Here is a 26071-nt window from a genome sequence, read left to right on the forward strand (position 1 = left end):
GATCCGCTGGTTCCTCCCCTGCTCAGCCACCCTGCACACCCAAATCGAGTGACGTCGGTCACATGAACTGGCCGTTGCCGTGGTGCCGACATCACCACCGCGCCCGCGGCCGGGTGCGAGAGACGTCATCGAACGCTCACCGGGGTTAATCCCGACGAAACACGCCGGTCGGCACCATTGATACAGGTCGTGAGCCAGGTGGACACGCGGCGACCGTGCAGGTGAGGAGCGAGTCGATGCAGCAGCAGAAAGCCGGGACTTCCACAGTGAAGACCGCCTGCTCGTACTGCGGTGTCGGCTGCGGCATGGTGCTCGAGGTCGGGATCGATCCCGAGACGAATGCCCGCCGGGTGCTCAAGGCGTCCGGCGACAAGGACCATCCCACCAACTTCGGGCGGCTCTGCACCAAGGGCGCGACGAGCGCGGAGATGCTCGTGGCCGGTGGCCGCATGGAAACCGGGTACGTGCGGGACGAGCGCGGGGAGGCGCCCACCGCGGTGGACGTCGGCGCCGCCATCAGCGAGACCGCCCGCCGGCTGAAGGAACAACTCGACGAGCACGGTCCCGACGCCCTGTCCTTCTATGTCTCCGGCCAGATGTCCATCGAGGCCCAGTACCTGATCACCAAACTGGCGAAGGGCTTCGTCGGGACCAACCAGATCGAGTCGAACTCGCGTCTGTGCATGGCCAGCGCCGGCACCGGCTACAAGCAGTCCCTCGGCGCCGACGGTCCGCCCGGCTCGTATCAGGACTTCGACAAGGCCGACGTGTTCTTCGTGATCGGCGCGAACATGGCGGACTGTCACCCCATCCTGTTCCTGCGGATGATGGACCGGATCAAGGCCGGCGCCAAGCTGATCGTCGTCGACCCGCGCCGCAACGCGACGGCCGACAAGGCCGGCCTGTTCATGCAGATCGCGCCGGGCACCGACCTCGCACTGCTCAACGGCCTGCTGCACCTGCTCGTGCAGAACGGGCACACCGATCCGGCGTTCATCGCCGAGTTCACCGAGGGCTGGGAGGTGATGCCCGAGTTCCTCGAGGAGTACACCCCCGAGAAGGTCGCGGAGATCACCGGCATCCCCGAGGCCGACATCCGGCAGGCCGCCCAGTGGATCGGTGAGGCCGAGAACTGGATGAGCTGCTGGACGATGGGCCTCAACCAGAGCACCCACGGCACCTGGAACACCAACGCGATCTGCAACCTGCACCTGGCCACCGGGGCCATCTGCCGTCCGGGCAGCGGCCCGTTCTCCCTCACCGGTCAGCCGAACGCCATGGGCGGCCGCGAGATGGGATACATGGGTCCCGGACTGCCTGGCCAGCGGTCCGTGCTCGCCGCCGACGACCGGGCGTTCATCGAGGATCTGTGGGAGCTGCCCGAAGGCAGCATCCGCACCGAGGTCGGCACCGGCACCGTCGACATGTTCGAGCGCATGGTGGCGGGCGACATCAAGGCGTGCTGGATCATCTGCACCAATCCCGTTGCCACCGTGGCCAACCGGCGGACCGTGATCGAGGGCCTCGAGGCCGCCGATCTCGTGATCACCCAGGACGTCTTCCTCGACACGGAGACCAACGGGTACGCCGACATCCTGCTGCCCGGCGCGCTGTGGGCGGAGTCGGATTCGGTGATGATCAACTCCGAGCGCAACCTCACCCTGCTGCAGCAGGCCGTCGACCCGGTCGGCCAGGCGCTGCCCGACTGGCAGATCATCGCCCGCGTCGCCTGCGAGATGGGATATGCGGACGCGTTCACCTACGAATCCTCGGAGGACGTGTTCGAGGAGATCAAGCGCACCTGGAATCCGAAGACCGGCTACGACCTTCGCGGCGTCAGCTACGACCGGCTGCGGGAGACGCCGGTGCAGTGGCCGAGCCCGCCCGGCAACCGTACCGATCGCAACCCGATCCGCTACGTCAACGACGGCGTCAGCCAGAACCTGCTGTCCGCTCCCGACGGTTCACTCCCCCGCCTCGCGTTCGCCACCGCGAGCGGCAAGGCCGCCTTCTTCCCGCGCCCGCACATGCTGCCCGCGGAGATGCCCGACGACGACTACCCCCTGGTCCTCAACACCGGGCGCCTGCAGCACCAGTGGCACACCATGACGAAGACCGGCAAGGTCGCCAAGCTCAACAAGTTGAACTCCGGCCCGTTCGTCGAGATCAACCCGGCCGATGCGCAGAAGCTGTCGATTTCCGAAGGCGACAAGGTGGAGGTCGCGTCCCGGCGCGGTCGCGCGGTGCTTCCCGCCGTCGTCAGCGACCGCGTGCTGCCAGGAGGCTGTTTCGCCCCGTTCCACTGGAACGACTCGTTCGGTGAATACCTCAGCATCAACGCCGTCACCAACGACGCCGTCGACCCCACGTCCTTCCAGCCGGAGTTCAAGGTGTGTGCCGTCTCCCTGACCCGGGTGGCCCCGGTGTCCGAGCCCGAGGTTCCCGAATCGGGTGGGGCTCTCACCCTCGCGAGCGGCTCGCCCGCCGCGGAGATGAGCCGCATTCTCGGACTGGATGATTCGGCATCCCCCAGCTTCGACGAACACGAGCGCACGTACCTCGCCGGACTTCTGGCGGGTCTGCAGTCCACCGAACTGCAGGGCGTTCCGGTTCTTCCGCGCACCGCGCCGATCTCCGGGTCGAAGAGGGTGTGGCTGGACGGTCTGATGGCGGGGCTGTTCTCCCGCTCCGCCGTACCGGACGGCTCCGCGGCGCCGGACACGAGTCCCGCGACCGCTGAATCGGTCCAGCACCCCGTGGTCGTGGTGTGGGCGTCGCAGACCGGCAACGCGGAGGAGTTCGCCGCCGAATGCGCCCGCCAGCTCGAGGAAGCCGGCCACGGCACGCACCTGACCAGCATGGACGACTACGACGTCGCGGGCCTTGCCGACGTCCGCGATCTCCTGATCATCACCAGCACGTTCGGGGACGGCGACGCCCCCGACAACGGCAGCAGCTTCTGGTCCGCGCTCAGCAGCGACGAGGCACCGAGGCTGGCGCAGACCCGCTACGCCGTACTGGCTTTCGGAGACTCGAACTACGACGACTTCTGCGGGCACGGCAAGCGGATCGACGCCCGGTTGGAGCAACTCGAGGCGAAGCGGCTGACCGAGCGCGTCGACTGCGAACCCGACTACGAGGACCAGGCGCACCAGTGGCTGACCCAGGTGCAGAACCTGGTCCGTGAGCGCGCGGCCGGCGGTGCTGCCCAGGCCGCCCCAGCGCCTGCCAGGCCCGCGGCGAAGAAGGCGGCGACGTTCACCCGGAAGTCTCCCCTCGTCACCCGGTTGACGAGGAACATCCCGCTCAGCGCGGCCGGTTCGTCGAAGGACGTGCGGCAGTTCGGCTTCGAGGTGAACGATCCGGAATTCTCCTACGAGGCGGGCGACGCGCTCGGTGTGTGGCCCACCAACAGCGATGGCGTCGTCGACGAGTGGTTGAAGGTCACCCGGTCGATCCCGGACACACCCGTCACGCTGCCGGACCTGCCGGAGATGACACTGCGGGAGGCGCTGCGCACGAAGCTCGAGATCACCAAGGTGACGCCCGAACTGCTGCGGTTCGTGCAGAGTCGCACGCAGGACACCGAGTTGGCGCGACTGCTGCGCCCGCACAACAAGATCGCGCTCCAGCAGTGGTTGTGGGGACGGCAGTCGATGGACGTGCTGGCGCAGTACGAAGTCGACGCCGACGCGGAGGAGTGGCTGGGCGTCCTCAAGCGCCTCCAGCCGCGGCTGTACTCGATCTCGTCGAGCCCCAAGGTGGACCCGGGTGAGGTGCAGCTGACCGTCTCCGCGGTGCGCTACAACCACGAGGGCAAGAACCGCTCCGGGGTGTGCTCGACGTTCCTCGCCGATCACTGCGACGACGTCGACGTGCCGATCTTCGTGCAGAAGTCGGCGCACTTCCGTCCCCCGTCGGCCGCCGATGCGCCGATGATCATGGTCGGTCCCGGCACCGGGATCGCACCGTTCCGCGGATTTCTGCACGAACGCAGGGAATTGGGTCACACGGGCAAGAACTGGATGTTCTTCGGTGAGCAGCACGAGGCTACCGACTTCTACTACCGCGAGGAGATGGAAGCTATGCACCGCGACGGATTTCTCACCCACCTCGATGCGGCGTTCTCCCGGGACCAGCGGCAGAAGATCTACGTGCAGGACCGCATCCGCGAACACGGCGCCAAACTGTGGGGCTGGATGCAGGAGGGTGCCTCCCTCTATGTGTGCGGCGACGCCAGCCGGATGGCCAAGGACGTCGACGAGACGGTTCGTGAAGTCGTCCGCACCCACGGTCGCCTCGACGAGGAGGACACCGAGCTGTACATGAAGCAGCTGTCCAGCGACAAGCGCTACGTGCGGGACGTGTACTGATCCGCATCTTCGGCGGTTTCTACTTGTTCGGTCCGTATATGCCGACATAGTATGGCGGTCATGACGCATGCGCGGACGACCTCCGGATGACGGGTATCCGGATACGACAGGCCGCGGAACTCCTCGGCGTCAGCGACGACACGGTCCGGCGGTGGATCGACAACGGCAGCCTCGCGGCGGACAAGGACGAGTCGGGCCGCAAGGTGATCGACGGTCCCGCCCTCGCCGAGTTCGCGCGCGCCAACGCGTCGAAGTCGCCCGACCTGCTCGGATCGGAATCCTCGGCACGTAACCGATTCACCGGCATCGTCACCGCGGTCGTGATGGACAAGGTGATGGCCCAGGTCGAGATGCAGTGCGGGCCTTTCCGTGTCGTTTCCCTGATGAGCAGTGAAGCCGTTCGCGACCTCGGGCTCGAGCCCGGCAAGGTCGCGGTAGCCGTCGTCAAGTCGACCACGGTGATCGTCGAAACTCCTGGAGGAATTTCATGAAAATGTCCTGGCGCCGGGTCACGACGGGGGCTGCTGCGGCCGCGCTCGGTCTGGGCCTTCTCACCGGTTGCGGTTCGAACGACGACAGCGGTGCCTCGGGTTCGGCCGAGTCGACGTCCGCGGCCGCATCGGGCGGCGACATCACGGTGTTCGCCGCGGCGTCGCTGAAGGGCACGTTCACCGAACTCGGCGAGATGTTCGAGACCGCGAACCCCGGATCCCACGTGGAGTTCAGCTTCGCGGGTTCGTCCGACCTCGCCGCGCAACTCGACCAGGGCGCTAGCGCCGACGTGTTCGCGTCCGCCGACACGAACAACATGAAGAAGGTCGTCGACGCCGGACTCGTCGCGGGAACCCCCGTCAACTTCGCGACCAACACGCTGACCATCGTGACGGCACCCGGAAACCCCAAGGGCATCACGTCGTTCGCGGATCTGAACCGTGAGGGAACGCTCGTCGTCACGTGTGCCCCGCAGGTTCCGTGCGGTTCCGCGACACAGAAGGTCGAGACGGCTTCGGGTGTCGACCTCACCCCCGTCAGCGAGGAGTCGTCGGTCACCGACGTGCTGAACAAGGTGACGGCCGGTCAGGCGGACGCCGGACTCGTGTACGTCACCGACGCGGCAGGTGCGGGCGACAAGGTGACCGCCGTGCCCTTCCCGGAGGCGGCGCAGGCCGTGAACACCTATCCGATTGCCGCGCTGTCCGCTTCGAAGCAGCCGGAGGCGGCGCAGGGCTTCCTCGACCTCGTCACCGGACCCGAGGGCCAGGCGGTGCTGGCGAAGGCCGGATTCGCTCAGCCGTGATCCGAGCGCCGCGCGTGAAGGTTCCGTCCGGGCTTCCGGGCTGGATCTTCGTGCCCGCAGCGGTGGGCGGCCTGTTCGTCGTCCTGCCGTTGTTTGCGATGCTGGCGAGTGTCGACTGGACGCGCTTCTTCGAACTGGTCACGTCGGAATCCTCACTCGCGGCGTTGGAACTGAGTCTGCGCACCGCCGCCGCAAGTACTGCCCTGTGCATCCTGCTGGGCGTCCCGATGGCGGCGGTGTTGTCCCGCAGCAGCTTTCGCGGACTCAACGTGCTGCGTTCGCTGGTGCTGCTGCCCCTGGTACTCCCACCGGTGGTCGGGGGCATCGCCCTGCTCTACACGTTCGGCCGGAAGGGTCTGATCGGGCAGCACCTCGAGGTCGCGGGCATCCACATCGCGTTCACCACCACGGCCGTGGTGCTCGCACAGACCTTCGTCGCGCTGCCGTTCCTGGTGGTGAGCCTCGAAGGGTCGCTGCGGACCGCGGGCAGGCGGTACGAGCACGCCGCCGCCACGCTCGGTGCGAGTCCCACCACCGTCTTCCGGCGGGTGACGCTCCCCCTGGTGCTGCCCGGACTCGTGTCCGGTTCGGTGCTGGCGTTCGCGCGGGCGCTCGGCGAGTTCGGGGCGACGCTGACGTTCGCGGGCAGTCTGCAGGGCGTCACACGGACCCTGCCGCTCGAGATCTACCTGCAGCGCGAGACGGACGCGGATGCGGCCGTGGCATTGTCGCTGGTGCTGGTGATCGTCGCGGTCGTCATCGTGGTGGGTTCGCGGGGCTGGGCGTCGAGGGCGGCGCTGTGACCGGCCTGAGCGTCGAGGCCAGGGTCGCGGCGCGCGGCGTCGAGGTGGGATTCGACCTCGCCGACGGTGAGGTGCTGGCGGTCCTCGGACCGAACGGCGCAGGCAAGTCGACGGTGCTGTCGGTGGTCGCGGGCCTGGTCCGGCCGGACGCCGGACGTGTCGAACTGAACGGTCGCGTGCTCACCGACACCGAGCGTGGCATCGCGGTGCCGCCGCACCGGCGCGGTATCGCGCTGCTCGCGCAGCAGGCACTGCTGTTTCCGCATCTGACGGTGGCCGCGAATGTGGCGTTCGCGCCGCGTAGTTCGGGCCGCGGACGCCGGGAGTCGCGGGCGGTCGCGGAGAAGTGGCTGGACGCAGTCGATGCGGCGCAGTTCGCCGATCGCCGTCCGCACGAGTTGTCCGGGGGGCAGGCGCAGCGGGTTGCGGTCGCCAGGGCACTCGCCGCGGAACCGCAGGCGCTGCTGCTCGACGAACCCATGTCCGCCCTCGACGTCGCTGCGGCCCCCGCCCTGCGGGTGCTGCTCAGGCGGGTGCTGCGGGAGGGCGACCGGACCGCGGTCGTCGTCACCCACGACGTTCTCGACGCGCTGGCACTGGCCGACCGGGTGATCGTCGTCGAGGGCGGACAGGTCGTCGAATCCGGTTCGGTGCGCGACGTGCTGACGCGCCCGCGCAGTGCGTTCGCCGCGCGGATCGCCGGACTCAACCTCGTCCCCGTGTTCGCGGCGCAGGACGGGTTCGAGACGGAGACCGGTGTTCGGATGCAGGGTCTGCTCGACGCCGACTTCGTCGGGGGCGCGCCGGCCGTCGCGGTGTTCGCACCGCATTCGGTGGCCGTGCACAGGCGGTCTCCGGAAGGCAGTCCACGCAACGTCTTCCAGGTGACCATCTCGGAGATTGAGGTGCGCGGGCCGACGGTCCGGGTGCGCGCCGCCGAAGCCGGAGGCCGGCTGGAGCTGAGCGCCGACGTGACCGCGGCGTCCGTCGCGGAACTCGATCTGGTGCCGGGCCTGGACGTGTACTTCGTGGTCAAGGCCACCGAAGTTGCGCTTCACACCGTGCGTACTTGTTAACGTCGGGCGGTTGAGAAGTACTCACGGGTGCAGGGACGCATGCATCAGGTAGACGTTGTAGCTGTCCCACTCCGAGATCGTGAAATACAGATCCTCGCCCGTCGACCACGGGTGGATGAAGCCGCCGTACGCCTTCGGATAGTCGGCCGTGTCGACGAGCGTCGCCGCGTCCGACCATGCACCCTGCGGGCTCGACGACTGCCGGAGGATGATCGAACCGCCGACGGGTTCGAGGTAGCTCATCTGCCACGTGTCCGCGGCCGCGTCGTAGCGCACCGACAACTCGCTGGCCACCCCACCGACGATGGGGGTCGCGAGGCGCTGGGACACGGGTGTCCACGTGCCGTCCGACCAGTACTGGTACGACGTGGTGTTGAGTACCTGGTCGACGGGTACCCGGGCCAGGCCGATGGTGCCGATCCGCCCGTTGGGGGTGCCGAACATGTACACGTAGTCGCCGTGCGGCACCATCGCGGACACCTGGAACCGGGCACCGAAGATGTTGTCCCACTTGGCGTGCTGATCCTTGATCCAGGTCTGCCCGTTGTCGTCGGAGTAGGCGATGCCGCCGTAGTTCGTGTACCACATGCCGGGGACCATGCTCCAGCGCTTCACCGACATGTAGCTGAGGTACTGACGGTCACCGATCGCGAACCCCGACGTGGGGATGGTGGTCGTCTCGAAGTTGTTGATGTGCCTGCTGTCGATGATCTCGGCGGCGTGGCACCGGCTGTCCTGGACCATGCTGTCGATGGTCATGCCGTCGGACAGGTCGGTGTCGGTGCTGTGGCCGAGAACGTTGCTCCGCCAGTCCTCGCCGAAGGCGCCGGGCGGGGCCCAGTCCTTGCCGAACGTGTCACCGAACGCGACCGCCACCTCGCCGGGCCTCGTCTCCCACGTGATGCCGAGGTCGGTGCCGTCCACCTGCCAGCGCTTGTCCGTCCGGTTCTCCGAACCCTGTCCGGTCAGCTGCGACACCAGCCGGACGTCGCCGACGGCCGGCTTCGCCATCGCGGCGGTGAGGGAACCACGTACGGCCGGGTTGATCTCGACCGGCGGCGCCGGTTTCGGTTCGGGTCCCGGACCGCCGGGAACGGGAATGGGAATGGTCTCGGGCCGCGGATCGATCGAGATCTTCGGGATGGTCAGCGCACTCGAGCCCGACGACCCCGATGACCCCGACGACCCTGCCGAACCCGAAGAACCCGGGCCGGTTTCCGGTTCGTCGACGTCGTCGGTGAGGTCGGGGCACGGGTCCGCGCACGGATCGGCGGGGAGGTCCTGGGCGACGCGGCTCTGGTCGATGCGCGGTCCGGGGACGGGGACGGGCACGAAGTCGGGGTACGGGATCGGGATGCTCACGGTCGGCGGGATCGGGGGCAGCAGTGGCCCGCCCGGGCTCGGCGGCTCCTTCGCCGGGTTGAATCCGGTCTCGCCGCAGGCGTTCACCGGGAGCCAGGGCAGGGTCTCGGCTGACGCCGGTGCGGCGGTGAAACCGATCGTCGCGGCGACGACGGCGGCCACGTACAGGGGCACTCCGGGCACAGACCAGGACTTGTCGACCACGGGACCCCTCCACATCGGTGGTCGGAGTGACGGTGGACCGACCTGCACGCGCGGGGTCGAAGATAACATCGGGGGACGGCATCCGCGGCGCACGCGCCCGGCCCGTCCGGTTGCGGTCCGGTCACAGTGCGGTTTCACCGTCGCAGCGGAATTCGCGGATATTCGGTGGAACCGGATGCGGTCGCGCTGCGTCCAACCTTCATATGGATCCTCTCGAGTACTCGTTCGGAACCGGTGCCGACGCCCCGGTGGCGTGGACGTCGCCCGCCGATCTCGACCTCGGACCGTCCGGCGGTGTCGACGCGGTACGCCTGGACTTCGACGGCGACGGACTTCTCGACGACGCGATGTGGGATTCGGACGGCGACGGGGTGGCCGATCGTTCGGTGCTCGACTACGACGCCGAGGACGAGTCCCGCTACTTCACCGATCCTTCCGGCGGCGGGACGTGGAACGCCGAGATTCCGCGCGAGCCACCGGTGATCGCGGCGGTGCACACGTGGCGCCCCGATCCGGTGGTCGGCACCGCTGGGACCATTGACGCCGGCGCCGAAGCCGGGCAAGGTGGGTTGGGATTTCAAACTTACCGAGGGTTCGACGAGGAGAACACACGATGACCGATCTGACCCGCGAGGCGGCGAGCGCCTTCGTCGTCGCAGCCGGACTGGAACTCGACGAAGTGTCGGGAACGAAGGTGGTCGGCCACATCGACCTGTCCGCCGACCATCACACACCGTGGGGAGTAGTGCACGGCGGCGTCTACACGACGGCGGTCGAATCGGCCGCGAGCATCGGCGCGAGCACGGCCGTCGCCGACCGCGGTCAGTTCGCGGTGGGCGTGCACAACGGCACCGACTTCCTGCGGGCCCGCACCGAGGGGCGGGTCGACGTGGTCGCGGTGCCCATCCAGCAGGGCCGCGTGCAGCAGTTGTGGTCGGTGGTGATCACGGCGTCCGACACCGGCAAGGAGGTGGCTCGCGGTCAGGTCCGCCTGCAGAACGTGCCGATGCCGGGGTCGGAATAGCCCGGTTCTCAGGCAGGTTCGCGCCGGGTGTTGAACAGCACGCCGACCAGTCCGAGGCCGTAGAACGCCCCACCCGCCAGCACCAGTGCGAGTGATCGGCCGTCGGGGGCGATCACGAGGGACGCCGCGGCGATCGACCCGATGAACGCGACGTTGAACACGGTGTCCTGAAGCGCGAACACCTGTCCCCTGCGGTCGTCCTCGATCTCGATCTGCATCGCCGCGTCGCCGCTGAGTTTGATGGACTGTCCGGCGAATCCGAGTAGCAGCGCGCCGCACAGCAGCGACGCCTGCGTGAGGGTCGCGACGAACGTGCACTGCACGACGAGCGCGAGGATCAGGCCCCCGACGATGGTGCGGGACCGTCCGATGCGCGGAATGAGGAACGGTGTCGAGATCGCTGCCAGCAGCATGCCCGTGGCGGTGGCGCCGAGCGCGACACCGAAACCGGCGAGGCCGCCTGGCAGGGCGCTGACGGTGGCGGTGTCGCGCAACACCAGAACCATGATCAACGTGTTGACGCCGAACACGATCCGGTGCGTGCCGATCCCGATCATGGCGGTCGTGACGCCCGGAGAATGCCACACGGCGAGCGCCCCGTTGCGCAGTCCGGCGGCGACGGCGCGGACCGCCCCGTATTCGGGTTTCTCGTCGGCGTGCGGACCGAGAAGTCGATGGTGGAAGCGCGACGCCGCGAACGCGGCCACCGCGGAACCGCAGGCGGCGGCCGCCACGGCGATTCCGGAGCCGCGGTCACCGGCGCCCACGAACGAGATGATGGCGACGGACGTCGCGGCCCCCAGCGCGGCGACGACGGAACCGGTGGTGGCGAGCACCGAATTGGTGGCCACGAGCCAGGAACGGTGCACCACGCGCGGCAGCGCCGCCGAGACTCCCGCGAGAACGAACCGGCTCACACCGATGGCGGAGAGGGCGAGCACGAGGAGCGCGGATTCGCCGGTCCCGGTCTCCAGCAGCGCGGCGGTCACCAGAATCAGCAGTCCGCGCAGCACATTCGCCCACAGCAGCACGCTGCGGCGGTCCCAGCGGTCCAGGAGTGCGCCCGCGTACGGTCCGATCACCGAGTACGGCAGCAGCAGCACCGCGAAGCCGGCGGCGATCGCGACGGGATCCGTCTCCCGCTCGGGGTTGAACAGAATCGCGCCACCGAGTGCCGCCTGGAACATGCCGTCGCCGAGTTGGCTGGCGAATCGCACGGTGGCGAGACGGGCCAGTCCGGGCGACCGCCGGAGCGTGTACGCCGTTCTGCGCCACGCCTCGCGCCGGTCCCCGAGCTGTTTCGCCATTCACAGGACCCTATCCGGCGGCCGCGACCGACCTGTCCTGCCACCACCGGACTGTCTCCTCGGCAGCCCGGTCGAGTGGCGTCGGGGCCAGTCCGAGGCGGGCCTCGCTCTCGGACGAGTCCATCACGAACGGCTCCTCGAACTGGTACAGCATCTCCGCGAGTTCGCGGGTCCCCTGGTGGACGAGCCCGCCGCCGCGGATCACCCAGCCGGGCAGGGTGCCCACCTTCGGGGCGGGAACCCCGGCGGCCTTCGCGTAGGCCTCGACCATCTGCCGCTGGGTGACGGCCGGCGCGGTCGGTGCGTGCAGCACCGAGTTCCACAGCGCCGGGTCGTGGGCCGCGGCGATCATCGCGGCCGCGAAGTCGTGGATGTACGTGAACGAGTGGGGCAGGTCGGCGGAACCGAGGACGCGCATCGTCTTGCCCGCGAGGACGACGGGCACCATGCGCTCGCCGGCGTGCGCGTTCAGCACCCGCGGTCCGAAGAAGTCGGACGCGACGACGCTGACGGTGGGCGTCGAGGACTCGGCGCGGGCCTTCAGCAACCGGGTCCGGATGCCGCGCTTACCGGAGTCGGCCGACCGCGGCGTGTGCTCGGTCATCGGCTGTCGAGACGCGTCGTAGGAGTAGAGGCTCTCGGGGAAGACGACGACCGCGCCGACGCGTCCGGCGGCCTCGAGGACCGTCTGCTCGGCGGCGGGGAGTTCGCGCTCCCAGGCGTCGGCGTTGTAGGCGGCGTGGATGCAGTGGTAGACGGCGGTCGCTCCGTCGAATGCCTCCTGCAGCGCGGCGGCGTCGGAGACGTCGACCTTCCGCCGCTCGATCAGGGGATGGTCCGGGCCGCTGCCCGAGCGGGTGAGGACCCGCACCCGTCGGCCCTGTTCGGCGAGCTGCCGGGCGACGGTCCAGCCGACGGGTCCTGCTCCGGTGACGATCTCGAGGTTCGACATTTCTGCTCCCGCTGAGTGAGTCGATTTCGGTGATTCGAGAGCACTGCTCTCTGTTATTCGAGAATGCTCCCTCCGGTCCGCAATGTCAAGAGCAGTGCTCTCGTTTGTTGACACTGCTCTCTGAAATTGCGACGCTGGACCCCATGCCAGGAACACCACGCGAGCGCGCCCGCGAGCAGACGTTGCAGGACATCACGAGGATCGGTCGCGAACAGTTGGCCTCGGTCGGGGGTGCGGCCCTGTCGCTGCGGGCCGTCGCGAGGGACCTCGGCGTGGTGTCGTCCGCCGTGTACCGGTACGTCAAGAGCCGCGACGAACTGCTGACGCTGCTCGTCGTCGACGGATACAACGAACTCGGCGACGCCGTGGAGGCCGCGGTGGCGTCCGCGGCCGGACCGCGGGAGCAGTTCCTGGCGCTCGGACGTGCGGTGCGGGAGTGGGCGCTGCGCGAGCCCGCCCGCTACGGATTGCTGTTCGGCAGCCCGGTTCCCGGTTACGACGCGCCCGGGGAGCAGACGACGACTCCGGGAACGCGGGTGATCTACGCGCTCGTCGGGATCTTCGACAACGCGTTCCGGGCGGGCAAGCTCGCGGCGGACGCGGCGGCGCCCATCGACGACCGGCTCGCCACCGACCTCGACCGCGTTCGCGCCGAACTCGGCCTCACCACACCCGACCATCTGCTCGCCCGCGGCGTGCTGGTGTGGTCGGCACTGTTCGGGGCCGTGAACTTCGAGGTGTTCGGGCAGTACGGCGCCGACACGTTCACCACACCGGGCGCACTGTTCGAGCACCACCTCGCCGTACTTGCCGAGACGGCGGGGCTGCCTGCGGCGTAAAGCGGCGAACCGGACGCAGGTCGCGTCCTCCGTCACATCGCGTTCGCCGCGGTGGGATGATGTTCAGGTGGCGCACGCAGAAGAACCCGAAGATCGAACGGCGTCGACGGAACCGGTGGTCCGGCCCGGCAGCCTGTTGGTCTCGTCCACAGATCTCGTCGAACCCGCATTCCGTCGCACCGTGATCTATGTGATCGAGCACAACGAGGCCGGAAGCCTCGGTGTGGTCATCAACCGTCCCAGCGAAACCGCCGTCCACGACGTGCTGCCACAGTGGGCGCCGCTCACCGCGCGCCCGTCCGCGCTGTATGTCGGCGGTCCCGTCAAACGTGACGCCGCACTGTGCCTGGCGACGCTGCGCACCGGCGCGCAGGCCGACGGCGTCCCCGGTCTGCGCCGGGTCCACGGCCGCGTGGTGATGGTCGATCTCGACTCCGACCCCGAAGTCGTCGCCCCGCTGGTGGAGGGTGTCCGGATCTTCGCCGGCTACTCGGGCTGGACATACGGTCAGCTCGACTCGGAACTTCAGCGCGACGACTGGATCGTCATCTCGGCGCTCGCGTCGGACGTCGTCGCCCCCGCCCGGGTCGACGTGTGGGCGCAGGTGCTGCGCAGGCAGCCGCTCCCCCTCGCCCTCCTGGCCACCCACCCGATCGACGTCGAGCGGAACTAGCCGACACACCCCGCGCACGTCCCTGGGCTGTCGGGGACGGGTGGTATCAACAGAGGTGGGGAACGAGAAGTGAGGAGGACAGCACACGTGATCGACACCTGTCACGGAACATTGATCGTGCACACGCTCTACGGAGCCGAATGCACCGACGAGTCGTGCGTCGAGTTGTCCGAGGTCCGGCACGCACTGATCATCGACTGCGACGAATTCGGTGACTGCGGGTGCTCGGCGGAGTTCGCCGAGCAGTTGCGTCACGCCTCCTGAGAATCCACCTCGAGCGTCACCCCGACCTCCGACAGTCGCCGGCTCAGCTTCGGGAGATGGCTGCCCGGCCAGTACAGCTGCGCACAGTCCCGGCACCGGCTGAACTGGTGTTCGTTGCGCGCGACCCCCGGCGGCGCCTCGGCGAGCGCGTCGTCGCGGGGAATCGGCGTGAGTAGCCCGTTGCATCGCGCGCACCGCGTGAACGGCGTGATCCGCGACCGAAGGTCGAAGCGGTCCAACACTTCCCGCAGCTGCCGGCGTGGGTCCGTTTCGTGTAGGAACGCCCCGTGGGTGACCGCCGACCTCTTGAGCAGTCCCGTGTCCCGGGTCAGGACGATGCGGTGCTCGGCGAGGGAGATGTCCACCAGTTCCGTGTCGTCGAAGTCGTTGCGGTAGCGGGTGTCGAAGCCGAGCAGGCGGAGGTAGCGGGCGAGGCGGCCGAGGTGCACGTCGAGCACGAATGTCGGGTCCCGCAACGGTCGCGGGCGCAGTTGCGTCACCCCGGTCAGGTCGAAACGCTCGAACACGGGATACACCGCGACGCGTTCGCCGCCGCGCAGGAGATACGCGAAATCGACGGACACTTCGTCGACGAGGATCAGATCCACCTCGGTGTGCGGGACGCCCAGCGCCTCGATGCGGTCCTTCACCGACGGGGTGCCGTCGAATCGGTGCTCGAAGGTGCGCTTGCGCTGCACCGGCGGCAGAAAGTCGTTCAGCTCCTCGTAGAAGCGGAACTCGCAGTGGCGAAGCGGTTCGGGCATCGGCATTTCACGTCCTCAGGCCACAGTACTGGCCGCCTCGGCCCGGTCCCCACCCTTCGTGCGGACGCCCAGCACGGCGACGACGCCGCACAGGACGGCGCCGATGATCGCGAGTTCGAGGACGGCCACGTGCATGCCCTGGACGGTGATGGCGATGCCCGCGCAGATGGACGGTACCGCGAGACCGACGTAGCCGACGGTGAAGAACGCGGCGAGTGTCCCGCCCTGGGCATCGGGGGCGTGCTCGGCGGCCGCGGCGCCCACCGCGCGCATCGCACCGGCGAACGAGAGTCCGTGTCCCACACCGACGACGACCGTCACGGCGCACAGCAGGGCGAGGGACGGCGCGAAGTCGACGACGAGCAGACCCACCATGCCGACGCCGACGGCGCCGATGCCCAGCGTTCGGCAGAGCACCGTTCCGAGCCGGTTGGCGACGAGTTGCGCCGACACCGAGCACACCATGACCAGTGCGGCGGCACCGCCGGCGACCACCAGGTTGCTCACGTCGAGCAGGTCGATGATCCACGTCGGGACCACCGACTGGAACAGGCCGACGGCGCCCCACGCCAGCGCCACTCCGAGGGAGGACAGCCAGAACACCCGGCGGAGCGGTGCGGGGACGTGCGGCACCTGGAACAACTGGGTGGGGCGTGACTGTCCGCCGGTGGGTGCGGGGAGCAGCAGCACCAGGATCAGCGCGGGCAGGAGCGCCAGCGTGAACAGCACGTACGGCAAGACCAGGGCGTGTGGAAGGTACTGCGCGACGGCGCCGCCGAAGAGCGGGCCGAGCGCCGCACCGAGGGCGGTGGTGAGGGTGGCGGCGAGACCGGCGCGGCGAAGGTTCCGGGCGGGTTCGTGCTCGATCAGGGCGGCGGAACCGGCGGCCGAGCACGCGCCGACGGCGATCCCCTGGGAGATCCGGCCGAGGAACAGCCAGACGGTCGAATCGGCGAAGGCGAGGAGCACGGCGCCCAGCACGCTGAAGAAGATCGCGGCCAGCAACACGAAGCGGCGTCCGAGCGCGTCCGACAGCGGGCCGAAGAACAGCAGCGAGGGAAGCAAACCGGCGACGTAGACGGCGAAGATCAGCGTCTGGACCAGCGGGGTGAAACCGAATTCGTGGCGGTACAGCGAGTACAGCGCCGTGGGCATGTTGGAGCCGAGGAGCAGGACGACGAGGAGATAGTTCAGACCGTGGAAGTGGCGGCTGGTGGTGCGGGCGGTGGCGGTCGGGAGGGTGCCGGCGCGAGCGGTTGACGTGGACGTGTGGGGTCGCCTCCTCGGGCTGTCCGAATATGTGAAGCTGTCCAAATACATGGGACGTCCTACGTAGTTTAGACGGGCCGGTCGGGACGAGCGAGCCGACGAGGTGTGAGGATGAGTACATGACGGTGGTTCGGCGCGAGTCCGCGTATCAGCAGTCCCTGGACTGGATGCGCGGCAGGATCGCCGAGGGCGACTGGAAGGTGGGCGAGCGCATCCCCACCGAACCCGAGCTGATGACGCTGCTCGGGGTCGGGCGCAACACCGTGCGCGAGGCCATCAAGACCCTGACGTCCACGGGCATCCTCGAGATCCGGCGGGGATCGGGGACGTTCGTGCGGGCACGCACCGACATCGGCGGGCTGCTCGGGCGGCAGGTCGCGGTCGCCGAGATGCTCAACGTCTTCGAGGTCCGGCGGGCCCTCGAGACGGAGGCCGTCCGGCTGGCGTGCGGGCGGCGCACCGACGACGACCTGCGGTCGCTGTCCGCGCTACTCGACGAACGGCAGCGCACCGCCGACGAGGCATCCCGATTCGCGGACGCCGACCTCGCGTTCCACCTCGGGGTCGTGGAGGCCGCGCACAATCCGGTGCTGTCCGACCTGTTCGCCGGGATCCTCGAACCCACCCGCGCCACCTACGACTTCACCGAGGGCGTCCACCCGCCGTCGCTGACCACCGACGACCACCACGCCGTCGTCGACGCGATCGCCGCCCGCGACGAGGACGCCGCCGTCCGCGCCGCCCTCGGCTACCTCGACCGCGTGCTCGACGCGGTGCACCAAGCCTCCCGCCCGTGAGTGGTTAGCGAGTCCCTGCACTCTTTGCGCACTCACGGGCGGCGGAGCCGCCTGTCGGCGAACGCGTTGAGTGCGCCGGCCATCTCCTCGGCCCGCGCGCTGGTGACGGTCAGGCGGTCGCCGCACGCGGTCGTGACGATCACTGCGGGGCCGGTCCTCGTCACGACGCCGTAGTTGCGCCTGCCCTTGACCTTGAGTCCCCAGCCGCCGAAGTCGTCGAACGGTGCGATGACGTCGACGCGGGCGCCCTCGATCTCCTCGATCCCGTACTGCAGCGCGGTCATGCCCATGTTCACCACCCGGATACCGGTCCGGTCGACGATCACCCGGAATCGGAGCAGGCTCACGATCAGCAGCCCCACCGGAACGAACACGGCGAGCGGCCACCACGCGTCGACGAGCAGGCAGACCGCGAGAGCAGGCACGACACCGAGCAGCAGGAGCAGCACCAGCGAGCCGACGGTGCCGAACCCGACCGTGTCCGCGACGGTCGCAGGGTCGTCGGCGCGCGGCAACCGTGGGTCGGGAGTACCGGTCGCGGCAACCCGGGGCCGGTAGTCGCGGAGCAGGGCGGCGCCGATCAGGCCGACGACGGCGCCGATCACGACACCGAGGCCGAGCGACCACAGCGGGAGTTCGGTGTCCGCGGGGTCGGTGACATCGAGTTGGACGTAGAGCAGCAGCACCTGCACCGTGAGGATCAGGCCGACCACGGACAGCCCGACGACGAGCATCGTGCGGCGCATCATCAGCATTGCCTGGGCGAGGGCGGCGATCGCGGCGCATCCGCCGCCGAACAAGACCGTCACCAGGGCGAACGTCCAGGCGCTGGACATCGGGGTGGAGAAGCCGTCCGGCGAGGTGGTGGTCCAGTGCGTCGCGATCTGCGCCGGGAGCCGCGGTTCCCAGACCTTCGTGAGGATCACCCCGGACAGCGCGGCGATCACCGGGAGCAGCAGACCGAAGACTGCGCCTGCGGGGTCGACGACGCGCGAGGAGTTCACCGGACGGGCCGTCGCCTGCCGGTCAGGACGGCTGGCAGGCGCCCTTCAGGGAGCACGCGCCGCAGGAACTGCCGCATCCGCCGGTGTCGGCGGCGGGCACCGACGCGGCGGCACGGGCACCGAGCGATCCGCCCGTCGCCGCGGTGAGCGCGGCGGCCACGACGCTGACGAGGACGGCGCCGATTCCGAAGACTCCGCCGATCAGGATTCCGGCGATTCCGCCGATGACGAGGAGCCCGGCCGCGGCGAGCAGGGTGGGCCCCGCGACCTTGTTGGCCAGCGCAAACGTCTGATCGTCCCGCATCGTCTCGGGGGTGCGGACACCCGCCCACCGGTTGCGCGGGAGGCGCTCGGCGAGGCCTGCAACGGCGACACCGGAGACGGCGACGGCGAGCACGAACAGCACGACGGAGGCAATCAACACGTGACCAGGATACGGCGGACCCGGATGCGCAGGTGAGCCCGGGTGGGGTGAGGCTCTACCCTGGTTGTCGGTATCCCCCTGATCCAGAATGTCAGCCAAGTAGATAGCGACCACAGTGACCGAGCACGTGCAGCCCGCCAACCCGTCCGACGCGACCCCGCAGCACCGCTACACCGCGGAGCTCGCCGGCCAGATCGAGCAGCGCTGGCAGGACCGGTGGAGCGAGGAGGGCACGTTCGACGCGCCCAACCCGGTCGGCCCCCTCGCCGGCGACGTGCCCGCGGACAAGTTGTTCGTGCAGGACATGTTCCCGTACCCGTCGGGGACGGGTCTGCACGTGGGCCACCCGCTCGGCTACATCGCCACCGACGTGTTCGCCCGCTATCACCGCATGCAGGGCCACAACGTGCTGCACACCCTCGGCTACGACGCGTTCGGTCTGCCTGCCGAGCAGTACGCGGTGCAGACGGGCACGCACCCGCGGACCACCACCGAGGCCAACATCGGCAACATGAAGCGCCAGCTGCGCCGCCTCGGGCTCGGCCACGACGAGCGCCGCACATTCGCGACCACCGACGTCGACTTCTACCACTGGACGCAGTGGATCTTCCTGCAGATCCACGACGCGTGGTTCGACAAGGAGGCCGGCAAGGCCCGCCGCATCTCCGAGCTCGAGGCCGAGTTCGTGTCGGGGGCGCGCGCCCTGGAAGACGGACGGGACTGGGCGTCGCTGTCCGTGACCGAGAAGGAAGCGGTCCTCGACTCCTACCGCCTCGTGTACCACTCCGATTCGATGGTCAACTGGTGCCCCGGTCTGGGCACGGTGCTGGCCAACGAGGAGGTCACCGCCGACGGTCGCAGCGACCGCGGCAACTTCCCTGTGTTCCGTAAGCACCTGCAGCAGTGGATGATGCGCATCACCGCGTACTCCGACCGTCTGGTGGACGACCTGGACTACCTGGACTGGCCGGAGAAGGTCAAGACCATGCAGCGCAACTGGATCGGGCGCTCGCACGGTGCGCAGGTGCGGTTCCAGGCAGTGGTCGAGCGAAGCGAGGGTGAATCCTCTGCTCACGACATCGAGGTGTTTACGACACGGCCGGACACGCTGTTCGGTGCGACGTACGTGACGCTGGCGCCGGAGCACGAACTGGTCGACGAGATCGTCGCGGCCGCGTGGCCCGAGGGTGTGGATTCGCGCTGGACCGGCGGTGCCGCAACGCCCGCCGAAGCGGTTGCGGCGTACCGGAAGTCGATCGCGGCCAAGTCGGACCTGGAGCGGCAGGAATACAAGGAGAAGACGGGCGTCTTCCTCGGCACGTACGCGCTGAACCCCGTCAACGGGCACAAGTTGCCGGTGTTCATCGCCGACTACGTCCTCACCGGGTACGGCACGGGCGCCATCATGGCCGTGCCGGGCCACGACCACCGCGACTACGAGTTCGCCACCGAGTTCGGTCTCGACATCGTCGAGGTGATCTCCGGCGGCGACCTCTCCAAGGACGCGTACACCGGCGACGGCACGATCGTGAACTCCGACTTCCTGAACGGCATGTCCGTCGCCGACGCGAAGAAGGCCATCACCGAGCGGCTCGAGGCGGACGGCACCGGCAAGGGCACCATCCAGTACAAGTTGCGCGACTGGCTGTTCGCGCGGCAGCGGTACTGGGGCGAGCCGTTCCCGATCGTGTACGACGCCGAAGGCAACGCCCACGCCCTTCCGGAATCGGCTCTGCCCGTGGAGCTCCCGGAGGTCGAGGACTACGCACCCGTGTCGTTCGATCCCGACGACGCGTCCTCGGAGCCCTCTCCCCCGCTGGCGAAGGCCGTCGACTGGGTCAACGTCGAACTCGACCTCGGCGACGGACTGCAGACGTACCGCCGCGACACCAACGTGATGCCGCAGTGGGCGGGCAGCTCGTGGTACCAGCTGCGCTACATCGATCCCACCAACCCGGACGTGTTCTGCGACAAGGAGAACGAGCGGTACTGGACGGGTCCGCGTCCGGAGATCCACGGGCCGAACGACCCCGGCGGCGTCGACCTGTACGTCGGTGGTGTCGAGCACGCGGTGCTGCACCTGCTGTACTCGCGGTTCTGGCACAAGGTGCTGTTCGACCTCGGGTACGTCAGCTCGAGCGAGCCGTACCGCCGCCTGTACAACCAGGGCTACATCCAGGCCTACGCGTACACCGATGCGCGCGGCGTGTACGTGCCCGCCGACGAGGTGGAGGAGAAGGACGGCAAGTTCTTCCACCAGGGCGCCGAGGTCAACCGCGAGTACGGAAAGATGGGCAAGAGCCTCAAGAACTCCGTGTCGCCGGACGACATCTGCGAGGAGTACGGCGCCGACACGCTCCGCGTGTACGAGATGTCGATGGGTCCGCTGGACACGTCCCGTCCGTGGGCGACCAAGGACGTCGTCGGTGCGCAGCGCTTCCTGCAGCGCGCCTGGCGTGTGGTGGTCGACGAGGAGTCCGGCGCCGTGCGCGTCACCGACGACGCCCCGACCGAGGACACGCTGCGCGCGCTGAACAAGGCGATCGCCGGGGTCAGCGAGGACTACACCGCACTGCGCGACAACACGGCCGCGGCCAAGCTGATCGAGTACACCAACCACCTCACCAAGGCGTACCCGACCGGTGCCCCCCGCTCGGCGGTGGAACCGCTGGTGCTCATGCTCGCACCGCTGGCCCCGCACCTCGCGGAGGAGCTGTGGTCGCGGCTCGGCCACGAGAAGTCGCTGGCGCACGGACCCTTCCCGGTCGCCGAGGAGAAGTGGCTCGTCGAAGACACCGTCGAGTACCCGATCCAGGTCAACGGCAAGGTCCGCAGCCGCGTGACCGTCGCCGCCGACGCGCCGCGTGAGGAGATCGAGAAGATCGCGCTCGCCGACGACAAGATCGTCGCACTGCTCGACGGTAAGGATCCGCGCAAGGTCATCGTCGTGCCCGGGAAGATGGTCAACATCGTCCTCTGACGCGTACCGCGGTCCCGCGTACCGCACAGCCGGAAGCCCATCGCCGTCACGGAAGGTCGTGACGGCGATGGGCTTCGGTCGCTGACGGTTGGCCGCGTGGGGCCCCGCGGTGAGTCATTCGTTCCGCCCGGCCTCCTTCGCGACGCGTGCGGCGGCAGCGAATTCCGCCATGGTGGGGAATTCGAGGGCGTAGGTGTACTCGGCGGAGGGTTCGGGGGTGGCGCCCCAGCCCGGGCGGTCGTGGCGGCGGTTGATCCACACCGAGGGCAGACCGTGGCGTTTGGCGGGCACGTGGTCGTGAAAGAGGCTCTGCGCCACATGCAGAAGACGCTCGCGGGGAACTTCGAGTTCTTCGAGCGCGCCGTCGAGAGCCTCGAAGTGGTTCGGCGCAGGCTTGTAGGCCTTGACGTCCTCGGCGGTGATGATCTTGTCGAACTCGACTCCCAGGCGTGCCTTGCTGCCGGTGAAGCCCGCACGGTGGACGTTGGACAGGATGATCAGTTTGTAGTCCTTCGCCAGGGAGGCAAGCGCTTCGGCGGAGTCGGGAAACGCCGGCCAGTCGGGGACCGATGCGCCGAGCCTGGCTGCCCATTCGTCGCCGACGTCCTTGCCGAGCGTCTCCCCCGTGCGGCGGAAGGCCTCGGGGAGGATCGCCGAGTACAGCGCGTCGGGGGTGTCGCGTTCGGCCCGGGCCTCGTTGTCCGCGTACGCGAGGAGCAGTTCCTCGTCGGTCAACGCAAGTCCGACTTCCTTCGCCCAGGGCGCGAGAACCGCGGCGATGCCGGCTTCCCAGTCGATCAGGGTGCCGTAGCAGTCGAAGCTCAAGGCGTCGTAGTCGGCCAGATTCATGGTGGTTCTCCTTGCGGTGTCGTCGCAGTGTCCTGATCAGGCGGTAACTCGGTATTACTGTTATACAGTACAACAGGGAGGGCGGGAGTGGTAGGCGGTATAGCAGATATACTGCGCCCGGAGGAGGACGGTATGAGTCCAGTGCTGCAAACCCAGACCACCCGCGACGCGCTGGTGGCGGAGATCCGTGCCCAGATCCTCGGGGGTGCCCTCGCGCCCGGTACTCCGTTGACCGAGACAAGTCTGGCGGCCATGTTCGACGTCGCTCGCCCCACGGTGCGGTCGGCGCTGCAGGTGCTGACGAGCCGTCACCTCGCCCAGCAGTCCCAGGGTCGGTCGCTGATCGTTCCGGTTCTCGATCACGAGGACGTCCGCGATCTGTACTTCGTGCGGATTCCACTCGAACTCGAAGGCGTCCGGGTCATCGTCGAGAACGGCATCCCGCTCGGTGAGGCCGAGCGGTATCTCGAGGAGATGGAGCAGATGCCGGCCGACGCCAGTTGGGCGGACCGAGTCGAAGTCCACTCGGCGTTCCACGTCGCCATCATCGACGCGGTCGGCAGCAATCGACTGAGCCGAATCTATTCGACACTGCAAGACGAAATGCAGTTGTGCCTGGCGCAGATCCAGAAGTCGTACCCGAATCCCCGAGATCTCGCGACGGAGCACCGAAAACTCCTGGGCGAGTTACGATCCGCCGACCTCGATCGTGCGCAGGGTGAGATGCGCAGACACCTCGAGCGGGCGGTGGAGAACTACGAGAGCACCTGATCGCGTCCCGTTGGCGTGACGGCGATTCCGTAGGTCCGGATGGCGCGGTAGAGAGTGGTGCGGTTGATCTCAGCTGCTTCGCGGCGGCCTTCTTGCTTCCGCCGGCGTCCTCGAGCGCCTTGACGATGGTGTCGCGCAAACGGTGGGACACCACCCCAGCGCCATCGCGCCGGCATGAAACCGATCAGCTCGCCATCTGGTGACCCCTGATCACCATGCAGGCTGATCTGCGTAAGCCGCTATCTCACGGGACATTCCAGGTGCCCGCGCCGGGCAGTGCCGTGACGGCAACGCCGGAACGGCCGTCGACCGTCATGGCGGCTACCAGGGTTCCCGAGCCGGTTACGACGGGTGTCGGCTTGACCGCCGGGACCATGGTTCCTCCCACTCCGGTCGACATGTTGCGCCAGTGCACGGTGCAGGAGCAGTAGCCGACGAACTCGGTGATACCCCGCCGCTCCGGGTCGGTGCGCACCGTCACCTGCGTGTAAACGAGGCTGGGGAATCCCGTGGGCAGCGTGGTGATCCCGACGACCGGCACCGGAAGGGCGGCGTCGGCGGGCGCTGCGGTCGCGACCGGTGCGGCCCCGAGGATGAGAGCACCCAGTCCGACCAGGACAGTGGTGATCGACGTCCGGCGTCCGGGTCGGGCGTTCGAGGTACGGCGTCGCATCGGATCTTTTCCTCCCGTGAGGACTCTCATTCGGTTCGCTCGCGGCCACGATCGGCGGTGCGGTCGTTGGGGTCACCGATGCTGTCGTCACGCTCTCGTCATTCGTTACCTTCGACCTGGCCGGACCCCGGGGCTCCGCGCACCGCTGCCGGGAACCCGCACTCCGCCGGCCGTCGATCCCCAGTTATCACTCTAAAGTGATATCATCTAGGTGTGATATTCTCGCGCGGTGGGGAAGTGGACCGCAGAGGTGGGGCTGGTCGACACGGTGAAGGCGTCCCGTCACAAGAACATGAAGGAACTGCGGCCGGGGTCGAGTGGTCGCTCGGAGCTGCGGGTGCTCTTCGCGTTCGATCCCGAACGAAAGGCGATCCTGCTGGTTGCCGGCAACAAGGCCGGACAGTGGAAAGCTTGGTACAAGGTCAACATCCCGATCGCAGATGACCGCTTCGCGGACCATCTGGACGAGTTGGAAGGTAGGTGAACACGATGGCAAAGAGTCTCGAGCAGATGCTCGCCGAGCGTCCTGTCGATCGCGGCGCAGTCGAGGCGCACAAGTCCCGCATGATCGAGCAGGTGCGCGCGTATCGACTTCAGGAGTTGCGCGAGTCGGTGGCGATGACGCAGAAGCAGCTGGCCGAGCGGCTCGGAGTCGGGCAGAACCGCGTGTCCAACATCGAGCATGGCGACCTCGAGCGGGTGCAGATCGACACGTTGCGCCGGTATGTCGAGGCCGTCGGCGGAGCCCTACGCGTCGAAGTCGAACTCGGCGACGAGCGCTTCCAGATCGCGTAAGACCGACACTCCACGGGGCAGCCGGTGGGGTGGGCCCGGTCCGGAAAGCTCAATCGCCCGTTACGGGCATCGGCGCGCCCGGTAACAATCCCGACGTGGTGCCTGAGGGTGGCGTCCGGCGCGAAGAGCCGACCTCGGTGCTGGATTCGTCAACCCATTCATTGGTGCGTTGGTATCGGCACGAGCGCTGGACTTGCCGCTGCAGTTCACACCTCGCGTCCGACGTGCGCGACCGTGTGTGCCAGGTCTTCCCGGCGCGTGCGCTCCTGTGATGGTCGCACCGCTGGCGAGAGAAACGCTGCGATGGTCAACAAAGCCAGGACGACGATCATGGCGGAGCGCAACCCGTTGTGCTCACCCAGGAACCCGAGAAGCGGCGGGCCGACCAGGAACGCGAAGTACCCAACAGTCGATACAGCGCTGACCCGGGCCGCGGAGGCATGGGCAGAGTCGCCGGCGGACGAGATGGCAACGGGAAACCCCAGCGAAGCACCCAGACCCCACAACATCGCGAAAGAACCTGCGAGAATAGCGTTATCGGAGAAGATCACGACTGAGAGCCCCACAGCTCCGAGGGCGGCACTCGCACAGATCACCACTACACGCCCGAAACGGTCCACGAAGTACCCACCGCCGAGCCGGCCGATCGTCATCGCCGCCGCGAACCCTGCGTAGATGAGAGAACCTGCTGTGGCGCCGAATCCATGACCGTCGACCATGAGAAGTGGGAGCCAGTCGTTGGCTGCACCTTCGGCCAGCGCCATCGCAAGCGTGATCACCCCGATCAGGATCAGACGTGAGTCCTTCCAGGCCACCCAAGGTGAGGGGCGTCGGCTATTGACGGTGGAAGTACCCCGCTCGCAAAGCTTTCCGGTTCCCACCGGGACGTGTCGCATTCCCCACCACGCGATCGGAATCGACACAGCGCCGACGATCAACAGGTGAGAATCCACGGGAAATGACGTCGCTGTCAAGGCAATGCCGACGAGGGACCCAACAAGGGACCCAAGACTGAAACACCCATGCACGGTCGGCAATACCGACCTTCCGATGCTTCGCTCGACCTCTGCACCCTCGACGTTCACCGCAACGTCTGCCGACCCCATCCCCAGCCCGAACAGGAACAACCCGCCGGAGACGACGGAAGGGGCGGACCACTCCGTGCCGATGGCCATCGTGAGGAGACCGGATATGACGATTGCTGTGCCCGCGCCGATGACCGGCCTCGTCCCGAATCTCCGAACCAACGCACCCGATGACAGGATCCCGGCCATCGAACCGATCGACAGTCCCGACAGAACGAGACCCATTTGCCCAGTGGATAATCCGAGTTGGTCGCGGATGGTAGGTGTTCGAACCACCCACGATGCCAGTCCCAGTCCGGGGACGAAATAGACAACGAACAATGCTAGGCGGCGCAACCGTAGTTCGGGGTTCATGGATGGCCTCTCGGCAGCGTGAACTGCAGTACGCAGTTTCTCGTGGAGCGTTGAAGGTCTTTCGTCGGCGTTCAGCTGCCGTCGGTTTCGATATCCCAGTGTGTTCCGGGTGGCGCTTCGATTCCCGTGGGA

Annotated in this window: 24 protein-coding genes and 1 pseudogene; 15 read left to right on the forward strand and 10 right to left on the reverse strand. The window is 68.1% G+C overall.

Going from position 1 to position 26071, the window contains the following annotated elements:
* Positions 1-236: 236 nt before the first annotated feature.
* The 5 genes from AC1DWT_RS09150 (at position 237) to AC1DWT_RS09170 (ending at position 7549) form a co-directional block, all read left to right on the forward strand.
* Positions 237-4373: a bifunctional nitrate reductase/sulfite reductase flavoprotein subunit alpha gene (locus AC1DWT_RS09150; RefSeq protein ID WP_206014145.1), complete on the forward strand. Its 4137-nt coding sequence runs from the start codon at positions 237-239 to the stop codon at positions 4371-4373.
* A gap of 86 nt (positions 4374-4459) precedes the next feature.
* Complete coding sequence (locus AC1DWT_RS09155) at positions 4460-4864, forward strand: TOBE domain-containing protein (RefSeq protein ID WP_072942706.1); 405 nt, start codon at positions 4460-4462, stop codon at positions 4862-4864.
* Positions 4861-5670, forward strand: a complete 810-nt coding sequence (modA, locus tag AC1DWT_RS09160; protein ID WP_072942704.1) for a molybdate ABC transporter substrate-binding protein — start codon at positions 4861-4863, stop codon at positions 5668-5670. The genes AC1DWT_RS09155 and modA overlap by 4 nt, the downstream gene beginning before the upstream one ends.
* A complete protein-coding gene (locus AC1DWT_RS09165; protein ID WP_072942702.1) occupies positions 5667-6473 on the forward strand; it encodes an ABC transporter permease in 807 nt (268 codons plus the stop codon). Before modA ends, AC1DWT_RS09165 begins: the two co-directional genes overlap by 4 nt.
* The gene (locus tag AC1DWT_RS09170) at positions 6470-7549 is read left to right on the forward strand and encodes a sulfate/molybdate ABC transporter ATP-binding protein (protein WP_072942701.1); all 1080 of its coding nucleotides are present in this window, start codon (positions 6470-6472) and stop codon (positions 7547-7549) included. The genes AC1DWT_RS09165 and AC1DWT_RS09170 overlap by 4 nt, the downstream gene beginning before the upstream one ends.
* Positions 7550-7570: 21 nt before the next feature.
* Here AC1DWT_RS09170 and AC1DWT_RS09175 read toward each other — a convergent pair whose 3' ends face one another.
* Entirely contained in the window at positions 7571-9130 is a 1560-nt protein-coding gene (locus AC1DWT_RS09175; protein WP_420855118.1) for a DUF4185 domain-containing protein, read from the reverse strand.
* A 188-nt stretch (positions 9131-9318) separates the two neighbouring features.
* Between AC1DWT_RS09175 and AC1DWT_RS09180 the strand changes: the two genes are divergently transcribed.
* Both AC1DWT_RS09180 and AC1DWT_RS09185 read left to right on the forward strand, forming a co-directional pair.
* On the forward strand, positions 9319-9732 hold the full coding sequence (locus AC1DWT_RS09180) for a hypothetical protein (RefSeq protein ID WP_206014144.1): 414 nt from the start codon (positions 9319-9321) through the stop codon (positions 9730-9732).
* Positions 9729-10139, forward strand: coding sequence for a PaaI family thioesterase (locus tag AC1DWT_RS09185; protein WP_072942698.1), 411 nt, complete (start codon positions 9729-9731; stop codon positions 10137-10139). Before AC1DWT_RS09180 ends, AC1DWT_RS09185 begins: the two co-directional genes overlap by 4 nt.
* An 8-nt stretch (positions 10140-10147) precedes the next feature.
* Here the strand turns inward: AC1DWT_RS09185 and AC1DWT_RS09190 are convergent, their stop codons facing one another.
* A complete protein-coding gene (locus AC1DWT_RS09190) occupies positions 10148-11446 on the reverse strand; it encodes an MFS transporter (protein ID WP_206014143.1) in 1299 nt (432 codons plus the stop codon).
* Between the two features lie 10 nt (positions 11447-11456).
* A complete protein-coding gene (locus AC1DWT_RS09195; RefSeq protein WP_206014142.1) occupies positions 11457-12398 on the reverse strand; it encodes an NAD-dependent epimerase/dehydratase family protein in 942 nt (313 codons plus the stop codon).
* Positions 12399-12541: 143 nt separating this feature from the next.
* Between AC1DWT_RS09195 and AC1DWT_RS09200 the strand changes: the two genes are divergently transcribed.
* From AC1DWT_RS09200 to AC1DWT_RS09210, 3 genes are all read left to right on the forward strand, one after another.
* Positions 12542-13237: a TetR/AcrR family transcriptional regulator gene (locus AC1DWT_RS09200; protein WP_206014141.1), complete on the forward strand. Its 696-nt coding sequence runs from the start codon at positions 12542-12544 to the stop codon at positions 13235-13237.
* Between the two features lie 67 nt (positions 13238-13304).
* Positions 13305-13910, forward strand: a complete 606-nt coding sequence (locus AC1DWT_RS09205) for a YqgE/AlgH family protein (protein ID WP_095865449.1) — start codon at positions 13305-13307, stop codon at positions 13908-13910.
* Between the two features lie 87 nt (positions 13911-13997).
* Positions 13998-14174: a hypothetical protein gene (locus AC1DWT_RS09210; RefSeq protein WP_174705501.1), complete on the forward strand. Its 177-nt coding sequence runs from the start codon at positions 13998-14000 to the stop codon at positions 14172-14174.
* Here the strand turns inward: AC1DWT_RS09210 and AC1DWT_RS09215 are convergent.
* Together AC1DWT_RS09215 and AC1DWT_RS09220 are read right to left on the reverse strand one after the other, a co-directional pair.
* Positions 14162-14944, reverse strand: coding sequence for a Mut7-C ubiquitin/RNAse domain-containing protein (locus tag AC1DWT_RS09215; protein WP_206014140.1), 783 nt, complete (start codon positions 14942-14944; stop codon positions 14162-14164). The genes AC1DWT_RS09210 and AC1DWT_RS09215 overlap by 13 nt on opposite strands.
* A gap of 9 nt (positions 14945-14953) precedes the next feature.
* Positions 14954-16258: an MFS transporter gene (locus tag AC1DWT_RS09220; protein WP_083395683.1), complete on the reverse strand. Its 1305-nt coding sequence runs from the start codon at positions 16256-16258 to the stop codon at positions 14954-14956.
* A 68-nt stretch (positions 16259-16326) separates the two neighbouring features.
* On the opposite strand from AC1DWT_RS09220, the gene AC1DWT_RS09225 reads away from it, so the two are divergent.
* Positions 16327-17004 (forward strand): FadR/GntR family transcriptional regulator, encoded by a 678-nt coding sequence (locus AC1DWT_RS09225; RefSeq protein ID WP_072942684.1) that lies wholly within the window; start codon positions 16327-16329, stop codon positions 17002-17004.
* Between the two features lie 32 nt (positions 17005-17036).
* Here the strand turns inward: AC1DWT_RS09225 and AC1DWT_RS09230 are convergent, their stop codons facing one another.
* Positions 17037-18008: a DUF1648 domain-containing protein gene (locus tag AC1DWT_RS09230; RefSeq protein ID WP_206014139.1), complete on the reverse strand. Its 972-nt coding sequence runs from the start codon at positions 18006-18008 to the stop codon at positions 17037-17039.
* 22 nt (positions 18009-18030) lie between these two features.
* Positions 18031-18432 (reverse strand): SdpI family protein, encoded by a 402-nt coding sequence (locus AC1DWT_RS09235; RefSeq protein WP_072942681.1) that lies wholly within the window; start codon positions 18430-18432, stop codon positions 18031-18033.
* 115 nt (positions 18433-18547) lie between these two features.
* Between AC1DWT_RS09235 and leuS the strand changes: the two genes are divergently transcribed.
* Positions 18548-21412: a leucine--tRNA ligase gene (leuS, locus tag AC1DWT_RS09240; RefSeq protein WP_206014138.1), complete on the forward strand. Its 2865-nt coding sequence runs from the start codon at positions 18548-18550 to the stop codon at positions 21410-21412.
* A gap of 114 nt (positions 21413-21526) precedes the next feature.
* Here the strand turns inward: leuS and AC1DWT_RS09245 are convergent, their stop codons facing one another.
* Positions 21527-22261: a haloacid dehalogenase type II gene (locus AC1DWT_RS09245; protein ID WP_206014137.1), complete on the reverse strand. Its 735-nt coding sequence runs from the start codon at positions 22259-22261 to the stop codon at positions 21527-21529.
* Positions 22262-22393: 132 nt separating this feature from the next.
* Between AC1DWT_RS09245 and AC1DWT_RS09250 the strand changes: the two genes are divergently transcribed.
* Positions 22394-23032 carry a GntR family transcriptional regulator gene (locus AC1DWT_RS09250; protein ID WP_206014136.1) on the forward strand — a complete coding sequence of 213 codons (639 nt, stop codon included), beginning with the start codon at positions 22394-22396 and terminating at the stop codon, positions 23030-23032.
* A gap of 244 nt (positions 23033-23276) precedes the next feature.
* Here AC1DWT_RS09250 and AC1DWT_RS09255 read toward each other — a convergent pair whose 3' ends face one another.
* Entirely contained in the window at positions 23277-23705 is a 429-nt protein-coding gene (locus AC1DWT_RS09255; protein ID WP_206014135.1) for a hypothetical protein, read from the reverse strand.
* Positions 23706-23961: 256 nt separating this feature from the next.
* Between AC1DWT_RS09255 and AC1DWT_RS09260 the strand changes: the two are divergent.
* Both AC1DWT_RS09260 and AC1DWT_RS09265 read left to right on the forward strand, forming a co-directional pair.
* Positions 23962-24189: pseudogene (locus tag AC1DWT_RS09260) on the forward strand (type II toxin-antitoxin system RelE/ParE family toxin); the annotation flags it as partial.
* A gap of 5 nt (positions 24190-24194) precedes the next feature.
* Complete coding sequence (locus tag AC1DWT_RS09265) at positions 24195-24500, forward strand: helix-turn-helix domain-containing protein (protein ID WP_206014134.1); 306 nt, start codon at positions 24195-24197, stop codon at positions 24498-24500.
* A gap of 206 nt (positions 24501-24706) precedes the next feature.
* Here the strand turns inward: AC1DWT_RS09265 and AC1DWT_RS09270 are convergent, their stop codons facing one another.
* Positions 24707-25939 carry an MFS transporter gene (locus AC1DWT_RS09270; RefSeq protein WP_206016114.1) on the reverse strand — a complete coding sequence of 411 codons (1233 nt, stop codon included), beginning with the start codon at positions 25937-25939 and terminating at the stop codon, positions 24707-24709.
* Positions 25940-26071: the final 132 nt, after the last annotated feature.

It is taken from the genome of Rhodococcus sp. P4_B6, from assembly GCF_056402215.1.